The sequence below is a fragment of the Methylocapsa polymorpha genome, assembly GCF_045689225.1.
Classification (GTDB): domain Bacteria; phylum Pseudomonadota; class Alphaproteobacteria; order Rhizobiales; family Beijerinckiaceae; genus Methylocapsa; species Methylocapsa polymorpha.
In genome coordinates this window covers 3,524,395-3,548,593 of sequence record NZ_CP136862.1, presented here as the reverse complement: position 1 = coordinate 3,548,593, position 24,199 = coordinate 3,524,395, and the positions used below count along the sequence as shown (strand labels likewise).

Here is a 24,199-nt window from a genome sequence, read left to right as displayed (position 1 = left end):
AACTAAAGGCGGCCGCCATGACAACGCTTGTCGGCCTTTCTTCCATGTCGGAAGCCAGCCTATGGCAATTGCATGCTCACTGGCGCCTTGAACATGATGATTAATCCCACAGATCGCAGACAGCCGGCACAAATTGCGCAACGGCTTGCCGCTATTGTCGAATACTCGGATGATGCGATCGTCAGTAAAGATCTCGACGGTATCATAACCACATGGAACCCGGGCGCGGAGCGGCTCTTCGGCTATGCTGCGGGGGAAATCATAGGTCAGCCGGTCGCAATCCTGATTCCATCGGATCGCCCTGACGAGGGACCTGGAATTATCGAGCGCATCCGCCGTGGCGAGCACGTCCACCACTACGAAACCATTCGCCAGCGCAAAGACGGAAGCCTCATCGAGATTTCGTTGGCCGTATCGCCTATTAAGGGACACAGAAGGCCGGATCGTCGGCGCGTCAAAAATCGCCCGGGACATTACCGAACGCAGACGCGCTCTTGAGCAGCAAAGGCTGCTCCTCAAAGAGATGAACCATCGCGTCAAAAACTTGCTGGCTCTGGCGTCAGGACTCGTTGCCTTAAGCGCGCGCACGGCCAAAACACCCCAGGAACTCGCCGAAGCGATTCAGAAAAGGCTTGGAGCGCTTGCGCGCGCGCACGACCTCATGCTGATCGAGTTCACAGAGGGAAAGGAGAGCTCCGAGCGGCCAACCACCCTACCTGCTCTCGTCGGCGCAATTGTCTCTCCCTACCTTCCTCAAGGCCATGACGAAGATGCGCGCATCTTCATAAGCGGTCCGGACACCCCGATCGGAGGAAATGCCATCACGAGCATAGCGCTTCTGCTCCATGAGTTTGCAACAAACGCCGCCAAACATGGGGCGTTGTCCACTTCGACCGGGCAGGTCAACATCGAGTGGTCGGTCGAAAGGGATGAACTCCTGCTGACATGGCGCGAACATGGCGGTCCGTCGCTTAGCGGTGAGCCGAAACGTGAAGGATTTGGCGGCGGTCTTGCCCGTGCGATAGTAACCGGCCAATTGGCCGGTCAAATTTCCCGCGACTGGAATCCCGAAGGGTTAGTCGTCCGGCTGTCAGTTCCATTGGAGCGGCTCACAAAGTCAGATGAAACGACCCATGGGCGCTGATAGCCGCCATCGCGTTAGCTTAAAATTTCGCTGACATGCGAAATAAGAGGCGTCAGGCGCCGTAGCTCTTTTTGGGCGGCCCTAAGTCCGGGCCTTTTCCCCGCTGAACCCACAAGAGAAACAGCGCGGACTTTCAGCGTCTAATTCACGTCGTCGCCAATTGCTGCGGATCGACCGGCAGCGCGCGAATCCTTCGACCTGTCGCCGCATAGATCGCGTTGCAGATCGCCGCCGACACCGGAGGAACCCCGGGCTCTCCCACGCCGCCGGGCGGCGCATCGCTGGGCACGATATGCACATGCGTCTCGGGCGCAGAGTCCATCCGCGCTACGAGATAGTCGGCGAAATTGGTCTGCTGCGCCTGGCCGTTCTTGAAGGTCAGCGAGCTGAACATCGTGTTTCCAAGGCCCATCACCGCCGCCCCCTCGAACTGTGCTGTGACCCGATCTGGATTGAGCACCTGACCACAGTCCACCGCCAAATCGATCCGCTGCACGGACACGTCGCCGCGCGCGTCCACCGCCACCCGCGCAACCGCTGCGACGTAAGTCAGAAAACTGCGATGGACGGCGATGCCCAATCCGGAGCGAGGCGGCAGCTTGCGTCCCCAGCCGGCGCGTTCCGCCGCAAGTTGGACGACAGCGCGATGACGGGCCGTGTCGACGGGATAATCATCGAGCGATGCGCCATAATTTCCGTAGTTCACGCCCATGGCGCGCAGGTCCACCTTACGCGGATCGCCCAGCAACTCAAGAATATGCTCTACCGGGTCCTTGCTGGCGGCGGCCGCCAATTCGTCGACGAAGGAGCCCAAGGCGAAGCCGTGCGGGATGTTGTAGACCGAACGATACCAGCCAACGCGCACATGCGCCTTGGCCGGTCCGTTCTCGCATCGGACATTGGCGATGTCATATGGCATGTCCACGACGCCCTGATCCATCTCTCCTTGCGCGCCATAGGTCACGCCAGGCTTGAAGGTCGCGGCGATGGACGGGAACACGCTGCGATGTAGCCAAGCGACAGTCTTGCCGTTCGCATTAAGCCCGGCTTCCAGATGATCGGCGCAAGCGGCGTGGAAGTAGTCATGCTTGATATCGTCCTCCCGCGTCCAGGTCACCTTGACCGGCGCGCCGACCATGCCGGCGAGCACAGCGGCTTCGCCCACATAATCAGGCTTCGACTTCCGGCCAAACCCTCCCCCGAGCAGCGTCACGTTGATCGTGACGTCAGCTGGATCCACGCCGAGCGCCTCGGCGACGGTCTTGCGCGCCTGCTGCGGGTTCTGCGTCGCGGCCCACACCTCGCAGACCCCGTTTACGACTTGCGCGACGGCGGCTTCCGGCTCCATCATCGCGTGCGCAAGATGCGGGACGAAATAATCCGCTGAAATGCGTTTCGCCGCGCCGGCGAGCGCCGCGTCCACATCTCCGTTATGACGAAACACTTGGCCTGGCTTGAGCGCCGTCGCACCCAGCTCCCTGTAGTAGGCGTCGCTGTCGAAGCCGCCGTTGGGACCCTCGTCCCACTCGATCTTCAGCTGTTGACGTCCCTGTTCGGCCGCCCAGGTGTTGCTCGCGATAATGGCGACGCCGCCAAGCGGCCTGAAGCCGGCTGGCGGCGACGCGACCGGGATTTCCACGACGCGCTCAACGCCTGGCGTCGCCAGCGCCGCCTTTCCGTCATAACTCTTGAGCGTGGCGCCATAGACAGGCGGACGCTCGATCGACGCGTATTTCATGCCTGGCAAGGTGAAATCAATTCCGTACACGGCCTTGCCATGCACGATGTCGTCAAGATCGACGACAGGCAAAGGCTTGCCAATATAGCGCCAGTCCTTTGGTGATTTCAAAGTCAGGCTCTCGGGCGCGGGAACCGGCAGCCGCGTCGCGGCCTCGACCAAATCGCCGTATCGCAGACGATGACTCGCCTTCGGTCCAATCACCTCTCCGACCTGGGTCCGGCATTCGGTAGGGGACGCCTTCCACCGTTGAGCGGCCGCTGCGATCAACATCTGCCGCGCCGACGCTCCGGCGCGCCGCAGCGGCAGCAGGAACTGCCTAACACTGCGCGACCCATCCGTGTTCTGGTCGCCGTATTTCTCGTCGCCTTGCGCCTGAATGATATGGATGTCGGTCCATTCGGCATCCAGCTCGTCGGCGAGGGCTTGAGCCAGTGAGGTCTTGATGCCGGTGCCCATCTCGGAGCGCGGAATCGTAATGCTTACACGCCCTGATGTATCAATGGCGACATAGACGTTGGGCGACAAGACCGCATCGACGACCGCCGCGACCGCCGCGTTGAATATTGGATTGTAGCCCGCCACGTGGAAACCGAGAATGAAACCGGACGATGCGCCTCCGCGCAACACGCCGCGACGGCTGAGATTTGCGATCGCGTTCATTAGATGCCCTCCCCTGCCGCAATCTTGATTGCGGCCTTGATGCGCTGGTAGGCGCCGCATCTGCAGATATTGCCGGCCATCGCATCATTGATCTGCCGGTCAGTGGGCTTTGGCGTCTGAGCCAGCAGCGCTGCGGCCTGCATGATCTGGCCCGGTTGACAATAGCCGCATTGCGGCGCGTTGACCTGTTTCCAGGCCCGCTGAAGCGGATGGTCGCCACGAGAACCGGAGAGGCCCTCGATCGTCCTGATAGCCTTGCCGCCGACGTCAGCGATCGTGGTTATGCAGGCGCGCGCCGCCTCGCCGTCAAGAAGGATGGTGCATGCGCCGCACGCGCCAATCCCGCAAGCGAACTTGGTTCCACGCAGGCCGATAAGATCGCGCAGCGCCCAAAGCAGCGGCATCTCGGGCGGCGCGTCGATCCGATGCATTGCGTCATTGACTCGAAGATCCAGCATCTCGCTTAGCTCCTGTTATTTTGACGCGCTCAGGCTGGCGCTATGATATTCCTGGACGCTCTCTCGGACGTCATGGCGTCGATCGGCGAGATAGTTGCCCGGACGGCGGACCTACTCTTCGGCGCGCGGTCGGCGCCACGTTATTGTCGCCGCACGGCGCCGCCAGATACCAAGAAGCAATCACTTCAGATGCCGGTAATATATGAAGTCGCTCTCGTCGTCCAAGTCTGGGCGCAAGAAAGCGCGATCAATTCCAGTTGAACTGCTATGCTATACTACTATCTACACAGCATAACCATGAGATGCCCGTTGTTCGACTCTACTACTTTGCACAGGGACCAATCCCAATGCGCGTCCTTAACGCTGGCCTCCTGCGCCTGAACGCGGCGCGCCGTATTCCAGGAGCTGCAAACGAAGCGCGTCAAGTGGTCGCGGACCGTGGAGCTTGGACTTCGCTACCGTTGCTTCATCGAAGGACGCATGACGATCGGCATCATCGGCGCCGGCGAGATCCGCGGCGCCTTTACCCGTCCACTCGGGACCTTGGAGCACGGCGTCTTCGCGGCTAATTCACCAGAAGCACAGTTTGGCAGGGAGGCTCGATCTGGATTAAATAGGAAGCTTGTCGACCTTCAGATTGTTGGTAAGAAGGCATCGGTCCATGGCTAAGCCGGATCGTATTTGGTGGTCCCATCCGCCTGCGATTTTGACGTATGGGATCGCCACTGTCTCCATTGCCGGCGCGCTCATGACCGCACGGTGGCTGGAAGACCATTTGGTAGGCGCTCCTGTCGCGTTGTTTCTTTGCGCCATCATGCTGAGCGCCTGGTTCGGCGGATCGAGGCCGGGCTTGCTTGCCGCGGCGCTTTCGTTTCTGAGTTTCAAATACTACTTCGTCGCACCGGCCTACTCGTTGAGTGTGGATATCGATCAGGCGCCGCGCCTTCTTCTTTTCGCCATGTCAGCCCTTTTTGTGTGGTCGCTGAGCTCGGCGCAACGGCGCACCAGTGAAACGCTCAGGCGCGCGCGCGATGAGTTGGATGTTACAGTTCAGGAGCTTAAGAGACTCAACGAAGCGCTGCTCATAGAGAACGCCGAGCGCAATCGCGCGGAAGAAGTGCTGCGGCGGAGCGAGGCATTTCTGGCTGAAGCGCAGAGAATAAGCCGCACAGGTAGCTGGAGCTGGAACATTCCAACCAGAAAAGTGACATGGTCGGCGGAACATTACCGGATCTTTGGCTTTGACGCTGCAGGGGGACCGGAGCCGACACTAAAATCAGTCTTAAAGAGGGTCCATCCGGAAGACCGACCACTTGTGCGCCAAATCCTTGAAGGGTCAATTCGCGTCGGATGGCAGTTCACATTTGAATTTCGAGCCGCCCTACCTGATGGATCAACAACCAATCTTCTAGCCACTGGGCGACCTCTTTCCAAGGACTCTGGCGAGATAGATGAGTATATCGGCACCACCGTAGACATCACCGAGCGCAAGCGCGGCGAGGTAGAGTTGGCAAAGGCGTTCAGCGAACTCAAGAAATCGGAGGCTCAACTCCGGACGATTATCGACACGATACCTACGCAAGCATGGTGCTGGCTTGCGGACGGCTCCAGCGAATTCCAAAACCAGCGCTGGCTAGACTATACAGGCCTTTCTACCGAAGAAACCCGTGGCTGGGGGTGGACAAAGGCGCTCCATCCCGAGGATGCCGAGCGGTGCATCAACAAGTGGCGCAAAATCCACGCCTCGGAATTGGCGGGCGAGACAGAAGCCAGGTTTCGGCGTTTCGATGGAGAATATCGTTGGTTTTTAATGCGCGTGGTCCCGCTCCGCGACGAGCATGGCGACATCATCAAATGGTATGGAACGAATACCGACATCCAAGACCTAAAGCGGAGCGAGGACGCGCTCCGCAACACTCAGTCAGAACTCGCCCGAGTTGCGCGGTTGACGACGATGGGCGAACTCACCGCCTCCATTGCGCATGAAGTGAATCAGCCGCTCGGCGCCATTGTCGCCAACGGAGAGGCCGGGCTGCGGTGGCTGCGCCGCGATCCGCCGGACCTCGATCGAGTTCATGTTTCTATGGAGGCTATGATCGGCGACGGCAATCGCGCAAGCGCAGTGATCAGCCGAATTCGCGGTCTCGCCAAAAAGGCCAGCTCGCAAAAGGCCTTGATGGACATCAACGACGTCATTCAAGAAGTCATCCTATTAGTTGAGCGCGAGATGCAGGTCCATGTTGTGTCGCTGCGGCTTGACCTCGCGCCAACGCTGCCGCCAGTATTAGGCGACAGGGTCGCACTGCAGCAGGTCATTATCAATCTCATCATGAACAGCGTCGAAGCCATGAGCACGGTGACGGGCCGCCCGAGGGCGTTAGCGATATTTTCCCAACCGGCCGAGCCGGCTGAAGTAATCGTGACATTGCGGGACACTGGCGTCGGGATTGACGCCGCGATCGCCGACCGGATCTTCGACCCCTTCTTCACGACGAAATTCAATGGCATCGGAATGGGACTGTCCATTTGCCGATCGATTATCGAAGCACATGGCGGACGGCTCGGCGCGTCCCCAAATGTAAGCGGCGGCGCGACCTTTCGGTTCACGCTGCCGCTGGCCGAGAGAATAAGCCATGACTGAACATTCATCCTCTTCACGCGGCGGCGCGGGCATCGAACAACCGACCGTCTTTGTCGTCGATGACGACGAATCGATGCGAGCGGCGCTGAGAAACCTTCTTGAATCGGTAGATTTGCGAGTCGAGGCGTTCGGTTCGGCGCCAGAATTTCTGCGGCGCGCGATTCCGGATGGTCCGAGCTGCCTTGTGCTGGATATCAGGTTGCCGGGCCCAAGCGGCTTGGACTTTCAAGCCGAACTGGCGAAGGTGAATGTTCACATACCCATCATTTTCATGACCGGGCATGGGGACATCCCGATGACGGTGAAGGCTATGAAGGCAGGAGCAGTCGAGTTTCTCGCCAAGCCATTTCGCGACCAAGATATGCTTGACGCCGTTCGAGTTGCGCTTGAGCGCGATCGAAAAAGACGCCAAGCGGAGAAGAACCTTGCAAACCTGCGCTCTCGCTTCGAGACTTTGACTGCTCGCGAACGGGACGTCGCGGAGTGGGTAGCCTCGGGACTCATGAACAAGCAGATCGCCGCCGAATTAGGTCTTGCCGAGATCACCGTTAAAATCCATCGCGGCCACATCATGAGAAAATTGAGTGCGAAGTCATTGGTTGATTTAGTGCGAATGACCGACAGCCTCGGGATTCCCCCGAAGCGAAAGAGCGGCAAACCTACGTATGATTGAGCTGGCCGCCTTCGATGCGTAGTTATCTCTCTGAAAGACCCTTCTACATGGGGTTGGTCGCGCCGAGATAAAGGATTGGACAAGCTTGAGAAATGCTCCAGTGATCTCAGTCATCGACGATGACGAACACATGTGCAGCGCAACAAAAAACCTTGTGCAATCGCTCGGCTATTCCGTTTACGCGTTTTCGTCCGCGGAAGAGTTTTTACGATCTCCACGCAGCAGTGATACGTCATGCCTGATCACCGACATTCAAATGCCAGGAATGAGCGGCATTGAGCTGCAAGCCCATCTGATCGACCAAGGTCGCCTCGCGTCGATTATCTTCATCACAGCCTATCCCGATGAGGGACTACGCGCGAGGGCGTTGGAGGCTGGCGCTATTTGCTTTCTCAACAAGCCCTTTCATAGACAAGCCTTGATCGAATGCCTTGATGAGGCCGTGAGGAGGCATAGCGTCCGAGGTGACGAAGACTAGTTTTTGGTTGAGCGTCGGCTGGGCCTCGCCGCGGCCCCAAAAAGCTTCGGCGAAGGTATATTGCGCCGACAAGCCTGGGATCGAAGGGCGCCCCGCGAGTTCATGATTCGCGCCGCTTTGGCTTCGGAAGTAGGCGGATGAACAATCTATTGGGGGAATGCCAGTAAGCAGGAGCAAACAATGGCGCGCGTAATTCGATTTCATAGGACCGGTGGCCCCGAAGTTCTGCAGATCGACGAGGTGGATGTTGGCCCGCCCGGACCCGGAGAATTGCGGCTCCGCGTGCATGCGTTGGGCCTCAACCGGGCGGAAGCCATGTTTCGCTCTGGTCAATATCTGGAGCAACCGAAGTTGCCGAGCAGACTCGGCTACGAGGCCGCCGGATCGGTCGAGGCGATCGGCGAGGGCGTGACCGGGTTTGCAATTGGCGACAAGGTCTCTACCATACCCGCGTTTTCGATGAACATGTATGGCGTTTACGGCGACCACGTAATCGTCCCCGCCGCCGCGACCGCGAAGGTTCCAAACCAACTATCATGGGAACAGGCGGCGGCGATCTGGATGCAGTATTTGACGGCCTACGGCGCCCTCATTGACGTGGCGCGGATCACGCCCGGCGACGCGGTGATCATCACCGCGGCGTCATCCTCGGTCGGGCTCGCGGCGATACAGATCGCCAATGCTGCGGCCGCGATCTCGATCGCGGCCACGCGCACGAAAGCGAAGCGCGAGGCGTTGCTTGGGCATGGCGCGCAGCACGTGATCGCGACCGAAGACGAGGATCTAGCCGAGGCGGTGAAACGGATCACCGGCGACGACGGCGCACGGGTGACTTTCGATCCGGTGGCGGGCGAAGGTGTAGAAACGCTGGCGCAGGCGGCCGCCCAGGGCGGCGTCATCATCCTGTATGGCGCGTTGGCCCAGTCGCCAACGCCCTTCCCCTTATTCACGGCGCTTAGAAAGGGCCTGACCTTACGCGGCTACACGCTATTCGAAGTGGTTAGCGACGCCGAGCGGATGGCGAGAGGGAAACAATATGTGCTGGACGGCCTGACCAGCGGCAAGCTGAAGCCGATCATCACGAAAACATTTCCGTTCGAGAAGATCGTCGATGCGCATCGATTTATGGAAAGTAATGAGCAAATCGGCAAGATCATCGTCACGGTGGACTAGCAATGAGATTGCCGCAAGATCAACCGGGCGGCGAAAAGATCTCGCAAGCGTCGGCAACACGGTGGGCTAAATTTTCCTCGCTGGCTTTGATGGAAGTCGCGTGATCAAAACGAGGCCATCAGACGAACGGCCCAGACGCCTGGTTCGGAGCGGCACGCCGCCATTGCCCGTGATCTTGGGATAGAGACTCAAATGTGGGGCGGAGTGTTCGTGGTCGAACCAGCAGGTAAGACCGCCATCCACCATCACGGAGAGCAGGAGACAATTGCATACGTGCTTGAAAGGAGAATGTTACATACGCTGGGACACGCGCTTCGCCCCCTGCGTCAAGACAGGCGGGCCTTGTTCGCGATCCGGAGAGGTTCGGCATCGGTGGATCGAAGGGCGATCTTCGCAGAGCCCTTCCCGCCGCCTAGCACGCGAGATCGGCGGCCGGGCGGCGTTCGTCGTTGTGATTTGATTTGGCGGAAGGGGTGGAGTTCGAACGGCCGATCGGGCTTTCGTCGTTCCTCGCATTGGAAGAAGAACTCGGCGCATTGACCGGCCGACGCGTTGATCTCGTTTCTCGGCTGGCGCTGAAACCCCACATCGGCCGCCGCATCCTTGCCGAAGCTATGCGATTGTGACCGCGCCGCGCGACTATCGTGATTTTCTGAACGATATTGTCACGAAATGGAAATGCCCATGCAGATTTGGTCAAGCTTGCAGTCACTACTTGCCGTCTTCGGCGGCGGCGTCGTTGTCATCTGCGCCATTGTTGGTGCAGGTTATGGCATCTTCAGAATGCTCGGCGAGAAATGGCTCGACGCAAGATTTGCCGATCGGCGCGAAGCTTTAAAGCATGAACAGCAGAAGGAACTCGAAGCGCTGAGAATCCACATTGCGCGGCTGATTGACCGCGCTGCAAAGCTGAATCAGCGCGAATTCGACGTCATTCCACAAGCATGGGCGCACTTGAATGACGCCTTTTCGCGAACTGATTCGATAATGCGCACGCTACGGGTTGAGCCTGACCCTGATAAGATGAGTGCAGGACACTTGGAGGAATTCATCGCTAGATCCAAACTGGCAGAATGGGAAAAAGCCGAGCTGAAAAAATCGGAAGAGAAAACAAAATACTACCGTGAACAAATTTTTTGGCATCATTTATGGGAAACACAGGAGTACGCTACAAATTTAAGTGCATATGTACGCAAGAATTGTATTCTCATACCGAAAGAGATTAGAGCTAGCTTTATCTTGCTGAATGAGATGATATGGGATGCAATTAACGAACAAGAGCTAAGTCACAGGTATCCTTATATAAGCTTTGATTTATCTGCACGTGACAAGTTTTTCAAAAATGGCACTCCCATCATGAAAACTCTCGAGGAGGCCATTGAAAAGCGACTTTCAGATTTGACCAACACGGTGATTTAAACTCAATCATTCATCGAGAATAGCTGAATCCACACTATCAGCGTCCATGTTTCACTCCGCCGCAGCCGCCTCCACCACCGTCGCCGGAACGTAATTCAACACTGGCGCTAACCAGCGCTCGATCTCCGCTACGCTCATGCCCTTGCGGGCCGCATAATCCTCGACCTGGTCGCGCTCGATTTTTCCGACCCCGAAATAATGCGCTTCTGGATGCGCGAGATAGAGGCCGGAGACCGACGCGCCGGGCCACATGGCGAAACTTTCGGTCAATGTCACGCCGATGCGGCGCTCGGCTTCGAGTAGGCGGAATAGGGTCGCTTTTTCGGTGTGGTCGGGCTGCGCCGGATAGCCGGGCGCCGGGCGAATGCCGCGATAGTCTTCCGCAAGCCGCTCTTCGTTCGTCAAAGCCTCATCCGCCGCATAGGCCCAGAACTCACGCCGCACGCGCTCGTGCATGCGCTCGGCGAAAGCCTCGGCGATGCGATCCGCGAGCGCCTTCACGAGGATCGAACCGTAATCGTCATTCGCCTTGGCGAAGCGGTCGGCGATCTTGCCCTCCTGCGCGCCGGAAGTGACCACGAAGCCGCCGATATAATCAGCCTTGCCGGAATCGACCGGAGCAATGAAATCGGCGAGCGCCATATTGCGCCGCCCATCGCGCCGCAGCAATTGCTGGCGCAAGGTAAACAGACCCGCGAGTTTCTCCGTCCGCGACTCGCCCGTGTAGAGCATGATGTCGTCGCCGACGCTATTCGCCGGCCAAAAGCCAATCACGGCTTTGGGATCGAACCAACGCTCCTCGACAATGCGCGCAAGCATGGCTTGCGCGTCGTCGAACAATTGCCGCGCCGCCTCGCCCTGCTTCGGATCGTCGAGGATCGCGGGAAAGCGGCCGCGCATTTCCCACGTCTGGAAGAACGGCGTCCAATCGATATAGGGAATGAGCTCGCCGACGTCATAAGTGCGAAACACCCTCGTGCCGGTGAAGAGTGGGCGCGGCGGCTCGTAGTCCGCCCAGTCGGGCTTGAACGCATTGGCGCGCGCCTTGGCGAGGCTCAAGCGCTGCTTGTCGACCTCGGCGCGGCGATGCGCGTCCGCCACCTTGCCATATTCCGCGCGAATCGACTCGATATACTCACCCCGCTGCGAGGGCGAGAGAAGCGCTTGCACGGCGCCGACGGCGCGGCTGGCGTCGGTGACATAGACCGCCTGGCCCTTGACGTAATTCGGATGGATCTTGACCGCCGTATGCACGCGGCTCGTCGTCGCGCCGCCGATCAACAGCGGCACGTCGAAGCCGGCGCGCTCCATTTCGGCGGCGACGTAGCACATTTCATCGAGCGACGGCGTGATGAGGCCGGAAAGGCCGATCGCGTCCACCTGCTCTGCCCGCGCGGTCTCGAGGATTTTCGCCGCCGGAACCATGACGCCGAGATCGATGATCTCATAATTGTTGCAAGCGAGCACGACGCCGACGATGTTCTTGCCGATATCATGCACGTCGCCCTTGACCGTCGCCATCAGGATCTTGCCGGCGCTGGAGCTTTCGACGGAGCCGGTCCTGCGTTTTTCCTCGTCCATGAAAGGCATCAGATAAGCGACCGCCTGCTTCATGACCCGCGCCGATTTGACGACTTGCGGCAGAAACATCTTGCCCGCGCCAAAAAGATCGCCGACCACATTCATGCCCGCCATCAACGGGCCTTCGATGACATCGAGGGGCCTCGCCGAGCTCGCTCGCGCCTCCTCCACGTCGCGATCGATATATTCGGTTATGCCATTGACCAGCGCGTGCTCCAGCCGCTTTGCGACAGGCTCTTCGCGCCAAGCTAGGTTCTTCTCGACCTTTTCGGTTCCCTGGCCTTTGTAGGCATCGGCGAGGGCGAGCAATCGCTCCGTGCCGTCGGGGCGACGGTTGAGGATCACATCCTCACAGGCCTCGCGCAGCTCGGGGTCGATCTCGGCATAGACCGAAAGCTGGCCGGCGTTGACGATTCCCATATCCATGCCGGCTTGAATGGCGTGATAGAGAAACACTGAATGCATGGCCTGGCGCACCAGCTCATTGCCGCGAAACGAGAAGGAGAGATTGGAGACGCCGCCGGATATATGCGCGTGCGGACAGCGCGCGCGGATCTCGCGCGCGGCTTCGATGAAATCGACGCCGTAATTGTTGTGCTCCTCAATGCCGGTCGCGACCGCGAAAATATTCGGATCGAAGATAATGTCCTCGGGCGGGAAGCCGACTTCCTTCGTGAGAATATCGTAAGCGCGGGAACAGATCTCGACCTTGCGTTCGCGCGTGTCGGCCTGCCCCTTTTCGTCGAAGGCCATCACGACGACAGCCGCGCCGTAAGAGCGCACAGTCCTGGCGTCGGCGATGAATTTCTCGACGCCTTCCTTCATCGATATGGAATTGACGATCCCCTTGCCCTGCACGCATTTGAGCCCGGCTTCGATGACCGCGAATTTCGAGGAATCGATCATCACCGGAACGCGCGCGATGTCGGGCTCGGCGGCGACGAGATGAAGAAATTCGACCATAGCCGCCTGCGAGTCGAGCAGGCCTTCGTCCATGTTGACGTCGATGACCTGCGCGCCCATCGCGACCTGATCGCGCGCCACGTCGAGCGCCGCGGGGAAATCATTTTCCTTGATCAGTTTTCGGAATTTGGCCGAGCCCGTGACATTGGTGCGTTCGCCAATATTGACGAAAGGAATGTCGCTCGTGAGCGTGAAAGGCTCAAGGCCCGAGAGCCGCAGCAGCGGCGCGATCTCCGGCGCGGCGCGCGGCGCCATTCCCTTGATCCGTTCGGCGATCGCCTGAATATGCGCAGGCGTCGTGCCGCAGCAGCCGCCGACAATATTGATGAGGCCGGATTCGGCGAACTCGCCGATGAGCGAGGCCATATATTCGGGGCTCTCGTCATAAAGGCCGAATTCATTCGGCAGGCCGGCGTTCGGATAGGCGCAAATGAGCGTGTCGGCGATCCGCGAAAGTTCGGCGAGATGGGCGCGCATCTCGCGCGCGCCGAGCGCGCAATTCAGGCCGAAGGTGAGCGGCTTCACATGGCGAAGCGAATGCCAGAAAGCCGTCGGCGTCTGGCCTGAAAGCGTGCGGCCGGAGAGATCCGTGATCGTCCCCGAGATCATGATCGGCAGGCTCTCGCCCATCGTCTTGAATACGCCGTCGATCGCAGCAAGCGCCGCTTTAGCGTTCAACGTGTCGAAAATCGTCTCGACGATCAAGATGTCCGCGCCGCCCTCGATCAAAGCCACGGCAGCCTCGGCATAGGCGTCGCGCAGCTCATCGAAGCTCACGGCGCGAAAGCCCGGATTGTTCACGTCGGGCGAAATCGAAGCGGTCCGATTGGTCGGCCCCAAGGCCCCGGCGACGAAGCGGCGAACTCCGTCCCTTTGCCAGGCCTCATCGGCGGCCTCGCGGGCGAGCTTCGCCGAAGCGAAATTCAACTCAGGCGTAAGCTCCTCCATGCCGTAATCGGCCTGGGAAATCCGCGTCGAGTTGAAAGTGTTCGTCCCGATGATGTCGGCGCCGGCTTCGAGATAGTCTCGATGGATGGATTTGATTGCTTGCGGCTGGGTGAGGCTCAACAGGTCGTTGTTTCCGCGCAGATCGCGCGGCCAATCGGCGAAGCGCGCGCCGCGAAACTCGGCCTCGCTGAACTTATATTGCTGGATCATCGTGCCCATCGCGCCGTCGAGCACAAGGATTCTGTCCCGCGCGACTTTGAGGACCGCCTCGCGGATCTCCGCTCCGTTCAACCTTCGCGTCATTCAAGCGGCCTTTTGCTCGAGTTTTGGCCGAAGCCCTAAAAGATGGCAGATCGCATAGACGAGATCGGCGCGATTCATCGTGTAGAAATGAAACTCTCTGATTCCGTGATCGACGAGGTCGAGCACTTGCTCGGCGGCGACCGTCGCCGCAACGAGCCTTCGCGTCTGAGGATCGTCGTCGAGACCTTCGAAGCGATCGGCGAGCCATTGCGGAACGGTGGCGCCGGCCCTCTTGGCGAAATTCGCGGTCTGCTTGAAGCTTTGCACCGGCACGATTCCGGGAACGATCGGAATGTCGATTCCGCGCGCCCGCACTTTATCGACATAGCGAAGGTAGCATTCATTCTCGAAGAAAAATTGCGTGATCGCGCGGCTCGCGCCGGCGTCGATCTTCGCTTGCAAGACGTCGATATCAGCGTCGACGGAGGGGCTTTCGGGGTGGCGCTCCGGATAGGCCGAGACCGAGATTTCGAAATCGGCGATCTCCTTGATCCCCGCGACAAGCGCGGTGGAATTTGGATAGCCCGCCGGATGCGGGCAAAACTTCGCTGTTGCTCCCGGAACTTGGCCTTGTTGCGGATCGCCGCGCAAGGCGACGATGTGGCGAACGCCTGCGTCCCAATAGCCGCGCACGATGGCGTCGATTTCATCCCGCGCGGCGTTGACGCAAGTCAGATGCGCGGCAGGTTTGACCGACGTCTCCTTCACGATGCGCGCGACCGTCGCGTGAGTCCGCTCGCGGGTCGAGCCGCCGGCGCCATAGGTCACGGAAACAAAGGTCGGGCCAAGCGGCGCGAGACGGCTGATCGACTCCCAGAGGGTCGCCTCCATGGCCTCCGTCGCGGGCGGGAAAAATTCGAACGAGACATGAATATCGGGACAGGCGCGGCGGCTCGCGCGCGGAAAATCACAGGACGGATACTCGTTCATGCAACTTCTCGCGTAGTTAAGGGGATGGGATCGGCGATCATGCGGCGGTCGCGGCCTAGCCAGAGGGAAACCATGAGCTTGCCGCCTTCGTTCGCATCGGGCGCAAGGTCGCGCCGCATGAGGAACTCCAAGCCCGCCGCGGTCATGAATCCCGCCACCTCTTCGCCGCTGAAGCCGAGGCGCCGATGCGCATGCGCCGCGCGGAGATTCTCCTCCTCATGCGGCGCGAAATCGATGATGACGAGGCGCCCGCCCGGCCGCAAGGCCCGCGCCGCCTCGCGAATGGCGCGCAACGGGTCGTCGAGATAATGCAAAACCTGATGCATGACGACGAGATCATAGAAATCGGGTTCGACAGGGACGGCGTAAATGTCGCCTTGGCGCAATTGCACATTGCGCAGCCCGGCCCGCTCGATGCGAACCCGGGCGACGCTCAGCATTTGCGGCGACTGATCGACGCCGACCGCGCGGGTCGCAAGCGGCGCCAAAAGCTCGAGCATCCGCCCGCCGCCCGTGCCGAGATCGAGCAGGGCGTGCAAAGGCTTCGCGCCGATCGCCTCGCGGATCGCCGCCTCGACGCGCTCCTCGGGCACATGCATGGCCCGCGCTCGTCCCAATTCGCGGCATGGGCGGCGAAATAGCGAGCGGCCTGATCGGCGCGGGCCTGGCGCACTTCGGCGAGCCTCGCCCGATCGGCGAGCAAATGGGCGTCGCCCGGCGCGAGCCGCTGGACAAGGTCGCGGGCGAAATCCGCCGCAGGCCCCGTCTGGGCGATGAGGAAGAAGACCCAAGCGCCTTCGCGATGGCGCTCGACCAGTCCTGCCTCGACGAGGAGCTTCAAATGACGGGACACGCGCGGCTGCGACTGGCCGAGAATCGTGACAAGCTCGGTCACCGTCAGCTCGGCTTCGGCGAGAAGGCAAAGGAGCCGCAGACGCGTCGCTTCGCCCGCGGCCGTCAAGGCTGCGAGAATGGCGTCGAAAGGCGCGTATTCGGACTGAGGCATAGCCGCCTTCCCAGATCGATCTAAGAGACCTTTATATATGCAGATATATTTATATGTAAAGTTTCCAGTTGGCCAGGCGCGGCGCTTTTCCCGCCTTGGTTCCGCCGTCGCTCCAGGGTAAGCACGATTGGCGTTCTCGCCTCATTGCAAAAGGGTTCTCGACCATGAAAACCGCTCTCTCCCTGATGATCGCCGCCGCTCTTGCTCTGTCCGCCACGCAGATCAGCTATGCGCAAGCTCCTGCTCCCAAAACTTCGGCGGTCGCGGCGACGCCGGACGCCGCAACAGACGAAGCCAAGAAGGCCAAGGCCAAGGAATGTTCGGACCAGGCCGACGCCAAGAAGCTGCACGGCAAGGCGCGCAAGGAGTTTCGCGCAAAGTGCAAGCGGAGCTGAGCAGCGCCGCCGGCGCCCGCGCTTCAGGGAGGCTGCGCCGCCTATTCGGCGCGCCTAAGCAAGCTCCAGGAGACCCAAATAGATTCGCTTCCCCGGCGGCGTCGGCCGCGCGCGTGTCGCCGCCGCCGGCGCATAGGTCCCCGCCATGCGCCCATTGCGCGCTTTACGCCCGAAAAACGCCCTCTATAAGGGAGCCGCGCAGAAAAAGCTGGCTTTGCGCCGAACATTCCCGCTGCGCCAATTTGCGGGACTGAGCAGCGATCATTCCCCGAGCCGGGCTCCAGAGGACCGCACACGCATGATCTTGATCCGGTCGCTACTCTTCATCTCGCTTTTCTACCTCGTCACCGCCACCCTCGCGATTCTTGGCCTGCCTTATCTCGCCTTCGATCGGCTCACGGTGCAAAGCCTGGCGCGGATCTGGGTGCGCGCTTCGCTCTGGCTGCTCGACAAAATCTGCGGCGTGAAGGTCGAATTCCGCGGGCTCGAAAATTTGCCGCAAGGCGCCTGCCTCATCGCCGCGAAACATCAATCGACGCTCGAAACCTTGGCGCTTCCCTTGGCCGCGCATGATTTCAGCTTCGTCCTCAAGCGCGAACTGGTCGCCATTCCGATTTTCGGCTGGTATCTCCAGCGAGCCGAACAGGTCGCAATCGACCGCGCCAAGCGGGGACAGGCCTTGCCCGACCTCAACCGGCAGGTTCGCGAGGCTTTGGCGCAAGGCCGCCAGATCATTATTTTTCCCGAGGGCACGCGCAGGCCGACCGGCGCTCCCGCCCAATACAAGTCCGGCGTCGCGCATCTCTACGCCGCGGCGGGCGCCGCCTGCGTGCCGGTCGCCTTGAACACGGGTCTGTTCTGGCCGCGGCGAAGCATCCTGCTGCGGCCAGGCGTGGCCGTGATCGCCTTTCTCGAACCAATCGGGCCAGGCCTCGACAAGCAGAGCTTCATGAGCCTTTTGGAGAGCCGGATCGAAACCGCTTCCGCGAAGCTCGTCGCCGAAGCGCTGGCCGCCGACCCATCGCTAGAAACCGCTTTGGCGCGGCGGGAAGACGCGGCGGCTCACTAAACGGCAAGCGAGCTTCCGGCAAAAGGATGCAGGCGCTACGCGCTGCAGCTTTTACGCGCGATTTTGCCGAAGATGGTTGACAAAACGTCAATACGTTCTATCTTTGTTCTTATCGATTCGATCAGGGCGAAGGCGTCATGGGCATTCTCGTACAATTGCGCGACATAGCAGCGCCGCACGCGCGCCATGCCGGGCCAGGGTTTGCGGATGCGGAGCGGTTCGGAGGTCGGGGACGTCGCTCCGCCAACGCCAACGCGCCGCTCGATTGCCTCGCGGGCGGCGCATTGGCCTCTCGCTTCCACGCCTGGCGCGGCTTGTCCGGGCGACGTTACGTCTGCTCGGTTTTTCCTGCGCAGCGCAATGCCTGGTTGGGCGGCTTGCCCGAATTCGACGCCGCCGTCGCAATCGCCGTCAAGAGCGACGCCCATGGCGAGCTTTGTCGCATCATGGTCTTCGAGCCTTGTTGGCGCGACGGCCAATTTCGGGGCGATCCCGACTGCGTCAGCGCAGCGTTGAGCGCGGGCGTCTGCGAATGGCATGTCCATCTGCTCGCGGAGAGCCCAGAGGCCAGGCGGGTGGCGATCGACGATCTGACGCATTGAAGAGCTTCAGCCGAGCTCGCTCGCCAGCCATTCCAAGATCTCGTCGCGAATAGCGAGATCGACGAGATGCGCGTGCGTATTTTTGACATAGTCGGGATTGCTTCCCGATTGGCCGACGCCCTGCCCCACCAAGCGCGCAAGCTCCCGCCGATCGAGCCGTCCCGCATATTGCGAATGGCTGCGGTCGGCGACATAGCAGACCACGGCGACGCTGCGTCCATTGGCTAGGCGGGCCTGCAGCAAAACCTCCCGGTAGACCAGCGTGACCTGCTCGCGCGCGCGAAGATAGGCGAGCGTCGCCTGGGCGTCCCTGGCCTCGACGCGAAAGGCGACGCCTTTGCAGGAGCCGCCCCGATCAAGGCCGAGAACGAGCCCGGGGCGTTCGCTCGTCCCGCGATGAACATGCGAATAGACGCATAGCGAGCGGTGATAGCCGCGCACGATCGCGTTATGGCGTTCGGCGAAGTCAAAGCCAGGCCGCCACATCAATGAGCCGTAGCCGAATACCCAGAGATCTTCCGCTGGAATCATTCGAGAGTTTGCTCCTTGGCCGGCTGCGCTATAAACGAAGAGGCGCAAAGAGAAAAGCCGAGTTCTTTTCGCCTCCGCCCCGCTCCAGGCAGTGGAACGGGCGCAAAGACAAAAAAGCCCTCGGCGCATTTGCTCGCTGGGAGGAAAAACATGGCGTCCAAAGGCCTAGAGCCAAAAAAGAGTTTGATTGCGAGCGGACCGATCATCGTGATCGCAGCCCTCGTCGCGGCAGCGATCGTCGGCTGGTCGCTTTTCTGGTACATCGCATCACGCAAGACGGAAGCAGCGCTCACGGCCTGGGTTGCGCGCGAGGCGCAGGCCGGCCGCAACTGGATCTGTCCCGACCAACGCATCGCCGGCTATCCGCTCGACATTGAGGTTTCTTGCGCCAACCCCCTGTTTCAAGGCGAAATCCTCGGCAGAAAATTTACCGGAAGCCTGCGAGGATTTCGCGCCTCCGCCCCTCTGTTAAGGTCGGACGCGCTCATCGCGGAATTGGAGCCGCCCTTCATCGCCAAAACCAGCGACGGCGCAATCAACGCCGTCCTGCAATGGGGCAGTCTCGGCCTCGAACTGATCGGGCGCCCAGGCGTGCTTTCGCGCGCCTCTCTCATTGGCGAACAGGTCACATTGCAGGGAACGGTCGGCGATATTGAGTCGCTGTCCGGAGGCCTCAACAGCCTAACCGCCTATATAGTCCTGCCGCCGGGACGGCAAGACTCCGCCTATGATTTCCGGCTCGCTCTCAATGACGCGTCTTTTCCGGCGCTCGACAATCGCTTGGGCCTGCAACCCCCAGTTTCGGTCACCTTTGGGGGCACGGTGACGCAAGCCGATTTCGTCAATTCCGGAAAGCTTGAAGATCGGCTCGAACGATGGCGCGCAGCCGGCGGCAAGATCGATGTCAAGACCCTGCGGCTCCTCAGCGGGACCTCGACATTGGAAGCGCATGGCGGTCTCGATCTCGATGACGAGCACCGCATTCGAGGCAATCTCGACGCCTCTATTACAGGCTTGGAGCCGTTCCTCCAGCAGCTCGGCGTTGATCCCGGGCTCATCGCGGCCGGCTCCCTCGTGACGAACTTTCTCGGCAAACGCGCGCAAAGAGAAACCGGCGGCGGAGCGCATTTGCCTCTGCCCGTCACCATCGCCAATGGTTGGCTCTCAATCGGCCCGATACGGACGCAAGTTCATTTTGAGCCGCTTTATTAGAGCTCGGCTTCCTTGCCCGGCGGCATGAAACGCATCTCCTGGGCGGCCGAAAGACCGGGCAGCCCAGCGCCAAGGGGCGGCAACCAAAATACGCCCCCTCGGCTGCTCGCAAAGAAATGACATTTGCCGGCCGCAGCGCAGCGCAGCGGCCGGCAACAGCAGACGCCAACCGGGAGACGTCAACCGGGGCGCTGCATAGAGCAAATCGCGGCTGCAATGAATATGCGCCAAGCCGCGCGACAACCGCGCAGATTTGCGCCGCCGCCTGCTTTGCTTCCTAATCCAAGGGAAATTCGGCCATCATGAAAAATCGGACCGCAAGGGCGGTCCGAGCGGACGGATCAATAGGCGCGATGGCGCACGACTTCGAAACAGGTTCTCAGTAGAATATTGACATCGAGGCTGAACGACCAGTGGTTGACATACCAGAGGTCGAGCTTGACGCGTTCGATCATTTGCTCGAGCCGCCCTGTTTCGCCGCGCAGTCCATTGACCTGCGCCCAGCCGGTAATTCCCGGCTTGACGTGATGGCGAAACGCGTATTTCGCGATCAGGGCTTTGTATTCATTGTCATGGGCGAGCGCGTGCGGCCGCGGTCCGACCAAAGACATATCGCCCCACAGGACGTTGAATAGTTGCGGCAGCTCGTCCATGCTCGACCGCCGCAAAAATTGTCCTACGCGCGTCACGCGATGGTCGCCGCGCCGCGCCTGGGTGATGTTCGGACCGTCTTCCTGGACTGTCATCGTCCGGAACTTGAGAATGATGAAGGGCTTGGTGTTGAACCCATTACGGCGCTGACGGAAAATAGCAGGACCAGGACTGTCGAGTTTGATGACGACCGCCGTGGCGACGAGAAGCGGCGCCAAAAGCAGGATCGCCGTTGAGGAGACGACGATGTCTAGAGCGCGTTTGAAACCCCTTTCGACAGGAGTCAGCGGCGCCCTCTGAAGCTCCACTGTCAGGCCTGGTCCGCGGGTCGACAGAGCGCGCCGCCCAAGCACGGACCTGATTGTATGGTCGGGTAAAAGACGCACCGGGAGCGGCGACGCGCGAAGTCGCGCGCGAACCGTATCGAGAAGCTCTTTGCTGCTCCAGCGAAGGGCGACGACGAATTCCTCGACGCCATATTCACGCGCTTCGTGGAGAGCCCTGTCGAGATCGACGAGCACGTCGTTAGACGTAGGCCCCTGATTCACCGCTAGAGAAACGCGAGCAGCTTCGTTCAGGCCAAAATATCGAAAGAGGACAGCTGTACTCAATCTCAGCAGTTCTTCCGGCTCCCCGATCGTCACGACGCGGCGTCCAGCCAAGCTCCCCGTCGCCATCATGGATCGGGAGGTCTTTTCGGCGATCCAGCGGGCGAGGAGCAAAAGGATGATTTGCAAAATGGCCGAGGTAATCATCGCTCCATGCGAAAACTCAGTCTCTCCCTTGAGAAAAAATAGAAATGACGTCACAAAAAGACCGACTATCGCCCAGGTGACAAAAATGCGCGCCAGATATCGCGAGGGCTCCAGCAACACAGGAAGTCGATAGAGACCGCGCGAACCAGCCACATAGACGTATAATAAGCTATTGGCGACGCCCACAGCGAGATTGACGTCGGCGCTGGCGATTTCTCCGAACCAGATATATTGGTAGAGGCCGCCTCCAAACACGCTGGCAAATACAATAACCAATATATCAAGGACGCCTGCGATCGTCTCGATATTCTTATAGGAAACGTCAAACCTGCGCACGCTTCTCTCGGCTTGGACCTGCGACTCCGCGATTTGGCTCAAGCGGTTGAAGTACATTTCCTAACTCGCATTGTTCAGCAGGTTGTTTCCCTGCTATTAGGCTACAATAAAGGCGAAAAATCAACCTAAAACCTGGCTGATTCAAGACCCAATCGCGCCTGATCCCAAAAAACAATTCATTGTTCGACATTCACGAAACCGATACGCGCGCCCGCAAGACAGGGCGCGGCTCGCTTGCATGAGCCGCTTAGCCGCTTTTGATTGTATTATTTGTTTTATTCCACCAAGACGGGCAAGGTAGAATTTACGCTGCGTTAACCTTTACACCGCCGGCGCGATGACGCCGCGTCTGTGCGCCCTTTGCGCGAATTTCCAGCATAATCGCCGCTCTCATACGGAAGAGATGCGGCCGGAAGAGATGCGGCGCGGCGATGGCTACGCCCTTCTCAAGTCCGGCGGCGTAGCTTCGGCTGCGAGCGATTCAAGCGCGGCATCGAGCGCCATCGTCGTCTGAGCCGGCGACCCAAGCCGGCGGATCGAGACGGCGCGCTCCAGCGCCTCCCGCTTGCCGACGACCAAAAGGACCGGGACCTTGGCGAGCGAATGCTCCCGCACCTTGTAGGTAATCTTCTCGTTGCGGAGATCGGCGTCGGCGCGCAGGCCGAGCTTGCGCGCCCTTGCGACCGCCTCAAGCGCGTAATCGTCGCCTTCCTGGGTGATGGTTGCGACGATGATCTGCAAAGGCGAGAGCCATAACGGAAGATGGCCAGCGAAATGCTCGATCAGGATCCCGGTGAACCGCTCAAGCGAGCCGAACATGGCGCGATGGATCATCACCGGAGTCGTCTTCTCGCCATTCGCCGCTATATAAAAGGCGCCGAAACGGCCGGGCATATTGAAATCGACCTGCGTCGTGCCGCATTGCCATTCGCGCCCGATCGCATCGCGCAAGGTGTATTCGAGCTTCGGACCGTAGAAGGCGCCTTCGCCGGGATTGACGCCGGTCTTGAGGCCGCGCGCCGCCAATTTTTCAAGAACGAGCGACAACGCCGACTCGGCCTTGTCCCAAGCTTCATCCGAACCGACTCGCTTCTCCGGGCGCGTCGACAGCTTGATCACGATGTCTTCGAAGCCGAAATCCTCATATATGGAGAGGATGAGGTCATTGACCTTCATCGCCTCGTCCATGATCTGGTCTTCGGTGCAGAAAATATGCGCGTCGTCCTGGGTGAAGGCGCGCACCCGCATGACCCCGTGCAAAGCGCCGGAGGGCTCATATCGATGCACGACGCCAAATTCGGCGATCTTCGTCGGCAGGTCGCGATAGGACTTCAAGCCGTTCTTGAAGATCTGCACATGGCCCGGGCAATTCATCGGCTTCAGCGCGAAAATGCGCTCGTCCTCGGTCTTGGTGAGGAACATGTTCTCGCGAAAGGTCTGCCAGTGGCCCGAGGTCTCCCACAAGGCGCGGTCGAGCACTTGCGGCGTATTGACCTCGAGGTAGCCCTCGTCTTGCTGGCGCCGCCGCATGTAGGAAATCAGGGTCTGGAACAAGGTCCAGCCTTTCGGATGCCAAAAGACCGCGCCGGGACCTTCCTCCTGGAAATGGAATAGATCCATTTCCCTGCCGAGGCGGCGATGATCGCGCCTCTCGGCCTCCTCGAGCTGCTTCAGGTAGGCTGCGAGCTCCTCTTGCTTGACGAAGGCCGTCGCATAGATTCGCTGGAGCATTGGACGGTTTGAATCGCCGCGCCAATAGGCGCCCGCCACCTTCATCAGCTTGAAAGCGTCGCCGATCTTCCCCGTCGAAGGCAAATGGGGGCCGCGGCAGAGGTCGAGCCATTCGCCCTGCCTGTAGATTTTAAGGTCTTCATCGCCCGGAATGGCGTCGACGAGCTCAACCTTGAAGGCTTCGCCATGCGTCTCGAACCAGGACTTGGCTTGATCGCGGGTCCAGATCTCCTTGGTGAAAGGCCGGTCTTTCGCGATGATCTCGGCCATTTTCTTCTCGATCGCGGTGAAATCCTCCGGGGTGAAAGGCTCGTCGCGATAGAAATCATAATAAAAGCCGTTCTCGATCACCGGCCCGATCGTGACCTGCGTGCCCGGAAAAAGAGTCTGCACCGCCTCGGCGAGAACATGGGCGGCGTCGTGACGGATCAGTTCGAGCGCGCGCGGATCCTCTCGGGTCACGAACTCTATCCTGGCGTCGCTGGTGACGGGATCGGCGAGATCGCGCAAATCGCCGTCGAGCGCCATGGCGAGGGCGCGCTTGGCGAGCGAAGGCGAAATGCTTTTCGCAATGTCAAAACCGCTGACGCCGGGCTCGAAGGCGCGCGCAGCGCCGTCTGGAAAGGTCACTGAAATCATGCGGCAACTCCTGTTTGCTCACTCGCCGATACCAATCGACGTAAGCGCTTGTTTCATGAGACGCCGTCCCGACGATGGGAGGGCGCTCGCTCAATTCGCTTTCCTGATCGTTTTGCGTTGATGCGGCTTCCCTTGGCCAAAGGGATCGAGAGCCGGCGAA

Annotated in this window: 19 protein-coding genes and 1 pseudogene; 12 read left to right on the top strand and 8 right to left on the bottom strand. The window is 60.1% G+C overall.

The window, feature by feature from the left end:
• Nucleotides 1-72 precede the first annotated feature (72 nt).
• On the top strand, nucleotides 73-498 hold the full coding sequence (locus RZS28_RS16320; RefSeq protein WP_407338786.1) for a PAS domain S-box protein: 426 nt from the start codon (nucleotides 73-75) through the stop codon (nucleotides 496-498).
• Nucleotides 499-523: 25 nt separating this feature from the next.
• Complete coding sequence (locus RZS28_RS16315; RefSeq protein WP_407338785.1) at nucleotides 524-1,144, top strand: HWE histidine kinase domain-containing protein; 621 nt, start codon at nucleotides 524-526, stop codon at nucleotides 1,142-1,144.
• A gap of 145 nt (nucleotides 1,145-1,289) precedes the next feature.
• Here the strand turns inward: RZS28_RS16315 and RZS28_RS16310 are convergent, their stop codons facing one another.
• Together RZS28_RS16310 and RZS28_RS16305 are read right to left on the bottom strand one after the other, a co-directional pair.
• Nucleotides 1,290-3,545 (bottom strand): molybdopterin cofactor-binding domain-containing protein, encoded by a 2,256-nt coding sequence (locus RZS28_RS16310; protein WP_407338784.1) that lies wholly within the window; start codon nucleotides 3,543-3,545, stop codon nucleotides 1,290-1,292.
• On the bottom strand, nucleotides 3,545-4,003 hold the full coding sequence (locus RZS28_RS16305; RefSeq protein ID WP_407338783.1) for a (2Fe-2S)-binding protein: 459 nt from the start codon (nucleotides 4,001-4,003) through the stop codon (nucleotides 3,545-3,547). Before RZS28_RS16305 ends, RZS28_RS16310 begins: the two co-directional genes overlap by 1 nt.
• A 480-nt stretch (nucleotides 4,004-4,483) precedes the next feature.
• Here RZS28_RS16305 and RZS28_RS16300 point away from each other — a divergent pair, with 480 nt between their 5' ends.
• The 6 genes from RZS28_RS16300 to RZS28_RS16275 all read left to right on the top strand — a co-directional run bounded on the left by RZS28_RS16300 (nucleotide 4,484) and on the right by RZS28_RS16275 (nucleotide 10,387).
• The gene (locus RZS28_RS16300) at nucleotides 4,484-4,672 is read left to right on the top strand and encodes a hypothetical protein (protein ID WP_407338782.1); all 189 of its coding nucleotides are present in this window, start codon (nucleotides 4,484-4,486) and stop codon (nucleotides 4,670-4,672) included.
• Nucleotides 4,665-6,644 carry a PAS domain-containing protein gene (locus RZS28_RS16295; protein ID WP_407338781.1) on the top strand — a complete coding sequence of 660 codons (1,980 nt, stop codon included), beginning with the start codon at nucleotides 4,665-4,667 and terminating at the stop codon, nucleotides 6,642-6,644. The genes RZS28_RS16300 and RZS28_RS16295 overlap by 8 nt, the downstream gene beginning before the upstream one ends.
• The gene (locus RZS28_RS16290) at nucleotides 6,637-7,317 is read left to right on the top strand and encodes a response regulator transcription factor (protein WP_407338780.1); all 681 of its coding nucleotides are present in this window, start codon (nucleotides 6,637-6,639) and stop codon (nucleotides 7,315-7,317) included. Before RZS28_RS16295 ends, RZS28_RS16290 begins: the two co-directional genes overlap by 8 nt.
• 100 nt (nucleotides 7,318-7,417) lie before the next feature.
• Nucleotides 7,418-7,795, top strand: a complete 378-nt coding sequence (locus RZS28_RS16285) for a response regulator transcription factor (RefSeq protein ID WP_407338779.1) — start codon at nucleotides 7,418-7,420, stop codon at nucleotides 7,793-7,795.
• A gap of 180 nt (nucleotides 7,796-7,975) precedes the next feature.
• Nucleotides 7,976-8,968 carry a zinc-dependent alcohol dehydrogenase family protein gene (locus RZS28_RS16280; RefSeq protein ID WP_407338778.1) on the top strand — a complete coding sequence of 331 codons (993 nt, stop codon included), beginning with the start codon at nucleotides 7,976-7,978 and terminating at the stop codon, nucleotides 8,966-8,968.
• A 684-nt stretch (nucleotides 8,969-9,652) separates the two neighbouring features.
• Nucleotides 9,653-10,387: a hypothetical protein gene (locus RZS28_RS16275; RefSeq protein ID WP_407338777.1), complete on the top strand. Its 735-nt coding sequence runs from the start codon at nucleotides 9,653-9,655 to the stop codon at nucleotides 10,385-10,387.
• 51 nt (nucleotides 10,388-10,438) lie between these two features.
• Here RZS28_RS16275 and metH read toward each other — a convergent pair whose 3' ends face one another.
• The 3 genes and pseudogenes from metH to RZS28_RS16260 form a co-directional block, all read right to left on the bottom strand.
• Nucleotides 10,439-14,182, bottom strand: coding sequence for a methionine synthase (metH, locus tag RZS28_RS16270; protein ID WP_407338776.1), 3,744 nt, complete (start codon nucleotides 14,180-14,182; stop codon nucleotides 10,439-10,441).
• A complete protein-coding gene (metF, locus tag RZS28_RS16265; protein ID WP_407338775.1) occupies nucleotides 14,183-15,112 on the bottom strand; it encodes a methylenetetrahydrofolate reductase [NAD(P)H] in 930 nt (309 codons plus the stop codon).
• A pseudogene (locus tag RZS28_RS16260) lies at nucleotides 15,109-16,118 on the bottom strand (ArsR/SmtB family transcription factor). Before RZS28_RS16260 ends, metF begins: the two are co-directional and overlap by 4 nt.
• 164 nt (nucleotides 16,119-16,282) lie before the next feature.
• Between RZS28_RS16260 and RZS28_RS16255 the strand changes: the two are divergent.
• The 3 genes from RZS28_RS16255 to RZS28_RS16245 all read left to right on the top strand — a co-directional run bounded on the left by RZS28_RS16255 (nucleotide 16,283) and on the right by RZS28_RS16245 (nucleotide 18,184).
• Entirely contained in the window at nucleotides 16,283-16,513 is a 231-nt protein-coding gene (locus tag RZS28_RS16255) for a phosphate starvation-inducible protein PsiF (protein WP_407338774.1), read from the top strand.
• A 298-nt stretch (nucleotides 16,514-16,811) separates the two neighbouring features.
• Nucleotides 16,812-17,582: a lysophospholipid acyltransferase family protein gene (locus tag RZS28_RS16250; RefSeq protein ID WP_407338773.1), complete on the top strand. Its 771-nt coding sequence runs from the start codon at nucleotides 16,812-16,814 to the stop codon at nucleotides 17,580-17,582.
• Nucleotides 17,583-17,719: 137 nt separating this feature from the next.
• On the top strand, nucleotides 17,720-18,184 hold the full coding sequence (locus RZS28_RS16245; protein ID WP_407338772.1) for a hypothetical protein: 465 nt from the start codon (nucleotides 17,720-17,722) through the stop codon (nucleotides 18,182-18,184).
• 6 nt (nucleotides 18,185-18,190) lie between these two features.
• Here RZS28_RS16245 and RZS28_RS16240 read toward each other — a convergent pair whose 3' ends face one another.
• Nucleotides 18,191-18,715, bottom strand: coding sequence for a gamma-glutamylcyclotransferase (locus RZS28_RS16240; protein ID WP_407338771.1), 525 nt, complete (start codon nucleotides 18,713-18,715; stop codon nucleotides 18,191-18,193).
• Nucleotides 18,716-18,865: 150 nt separating this feature from the next.
• On the opposite strand from RZS28_RS16240, the gene RZS28_RS16235 reads away from it, so the two are divergent.
• Nucleotides 18,866-19,927: a DUF2125 domain-containing protein gene (locus RZS28_RS16235; protein WP_407338770.1), complete on the top strand. Its 1,062-nt coding sequence runs from the start codon at nucleotides 18,866-18,868 to the stop codon at nucleotides 19,925-19,927.
• Between the two features lie 341 nt (nucleotides 19,928-20,268).
• On the opposite strand, the gene RZS28_RS16230 is transcribed toward RZS28_RS16235, so the two are convergent.
• Complete coding sequence (locus RZS28_RS16230; RefSeq protein WP_407338769.1) at nucleotides 20,269-21,726, bottom strand: undecaprenyl-phosphate glucose phosphotransferase; 1,458 nt, start codon at nucleotides 21,724-21,726, stop codon at nucleotides 20,269-20,271.
• Nucleotides 21,727-22,104: 378 nt separating this feature from the next.
• Entirely contained in the window at nucleotides 22,105-24,039 is a 1,935-nt protein-coding gene (gene thrS, locus RZS28_RS16225; protein WP_407338768.1) for a threonine--tRNA ligase, read from the bottom strand.
• Nucleotides 24,040-24,199 lie beyond the last annotated feature (160 nt).

What these genes read in the sequence shown, in the direction of transcription:
- RZS28_RS16245 (WP_407338772.1), top strand. Translation starts at nt 17,720, where the DNA reads ATGGGCATTCTCGTACAATTGCGCGACATAGCAGCGCCGCACGCGCGC.
- RZS28_RS16275 (WP_407338777.1), top strand. Translation starts at nt 9,653, where the DNA reads ATGCAGATTTGGTCAAGCTTGCAGTCACTACTTGCCGTCTTCGGCGGC.
- RZS28_RS16300 (WP_407338782.1), top strand. Translation starts at nt 4,484, where the DNA reads ATGACGATCGGCATCATCGGCGCCGGCGAGATCCGCGGCGCCTTTACC.
- RZS28_RS16250 (WP_407338773.1), top strand. Translation starts at nt 16,812, where the DNA reads ATGATCTTGATCCGGTCGCTACTCTTCATCTCGCTTTTCTACCTCGTC.
- RZS28_RS16230 (WP_407338769.1), bottom strand. Translation starts at nt 21,726, where the DNA reads ATGTACTTCAACCGCTTGAGCCAAATCGCGGAGTCGCAGGTCCAAGCC.
- metF (WP_407338775.1), bottom strand. Translation starts at nt 15,112, where the DNA reads ATGAACGAGTATCCGTCCTGTGATTTTCCGCGCGCGAGCCGCCGCGCC.
- metH (WP_407338776.1), bottom strand. Translation starts at nt 14,182, where the DNA reads ATGACGCGAAGGTTGAACGGAGCGGAGATCCGCGAGGCGGTCCTCAAA.
- RZS28_RS16320 (WP_407338786.1), top strand. Translation starts at nt 73, where the DNA reads ATGCTCACTGGCGCCTTGAACATGATGATTAATCCCACAGATCGCAGA.
- RZS28_RS16305 (WP_407338783.1), bottom strand. Translation starts at nt 4,003, where the DNA reads ATGCTGGATCTTCGAGTCAATGACGCAATGCATCGGATCGACGCGCCG.
- RZS28_RS16295 (WP_407338781.1), top strand. Translation starts at nt 4,665, where the DNA reads ATGGCTAAGCCGGATCGTATTTGGTGGTCCCATCCGCCTGCGATTTTG.
- RZS28_RS16235 (WP_407338770.1), top strand. Translation starts at nt 18,866, where the DNA reads ATGGCGTCCAAAGGCCTAGAGCCAAAAAAGAGTTTGATTGCGAGCGGA.
- thrS (WP_407338768.1), bottom strand. Translation starts at nt 24,039, where the DNA reads ATGATTTCAGTGACCTTTCCAGACGGCGCTGCGCGCGCCTTCGAGCCC.
- RZS28_RS16240 (WP_407338771.1), bottom strand. Translation starts at nt 18,715, where the DNA reads ATGATTCCAGCGGAAGATCTCTGGGTATTCGGCTACGGCTCATTGATG.
- RZS28_RS16315 (WP_407338785.1), top strand. Translation starts at nt 524, where the DNA reads ATGAACCATCGCGTCAAAAACTTGCTGGCTCTGGCGTCAGGACTCGTT.
- RZS28_RS16255 (WP_407338774.1), top strand. Translation starts at nt 16,283, where the DNA reads ATGAAAACCGCTCTCTCCCTGATGATCGCCGCCGCTCTTGCTCTGTCC.
- RZS28_RS16310 (WP_407338784.1), bottom strand. Translation starts at nt 3,545, where the DNA reads ATGAACGCGATCGCAAATCTCAGCCGTCGCGGCGTGTTGCGCGGAGGC.
- RZS28_RS16280 (WP_407338778.1), top strand. Translation starts at nt 7,976, where the DNA reads ATGGCGCGCGTAATTCGATTTCATAGGACCGGTGGCCCCGAAGTTCTG.
- RZS28_RS16290 (WP_407338780.1), top strand. Translation starts at nt 6,637, where the DNA reads ATGACTGAACATTCATCCTCTTCACGCGGCGGCGCGGGCATCGAACAA.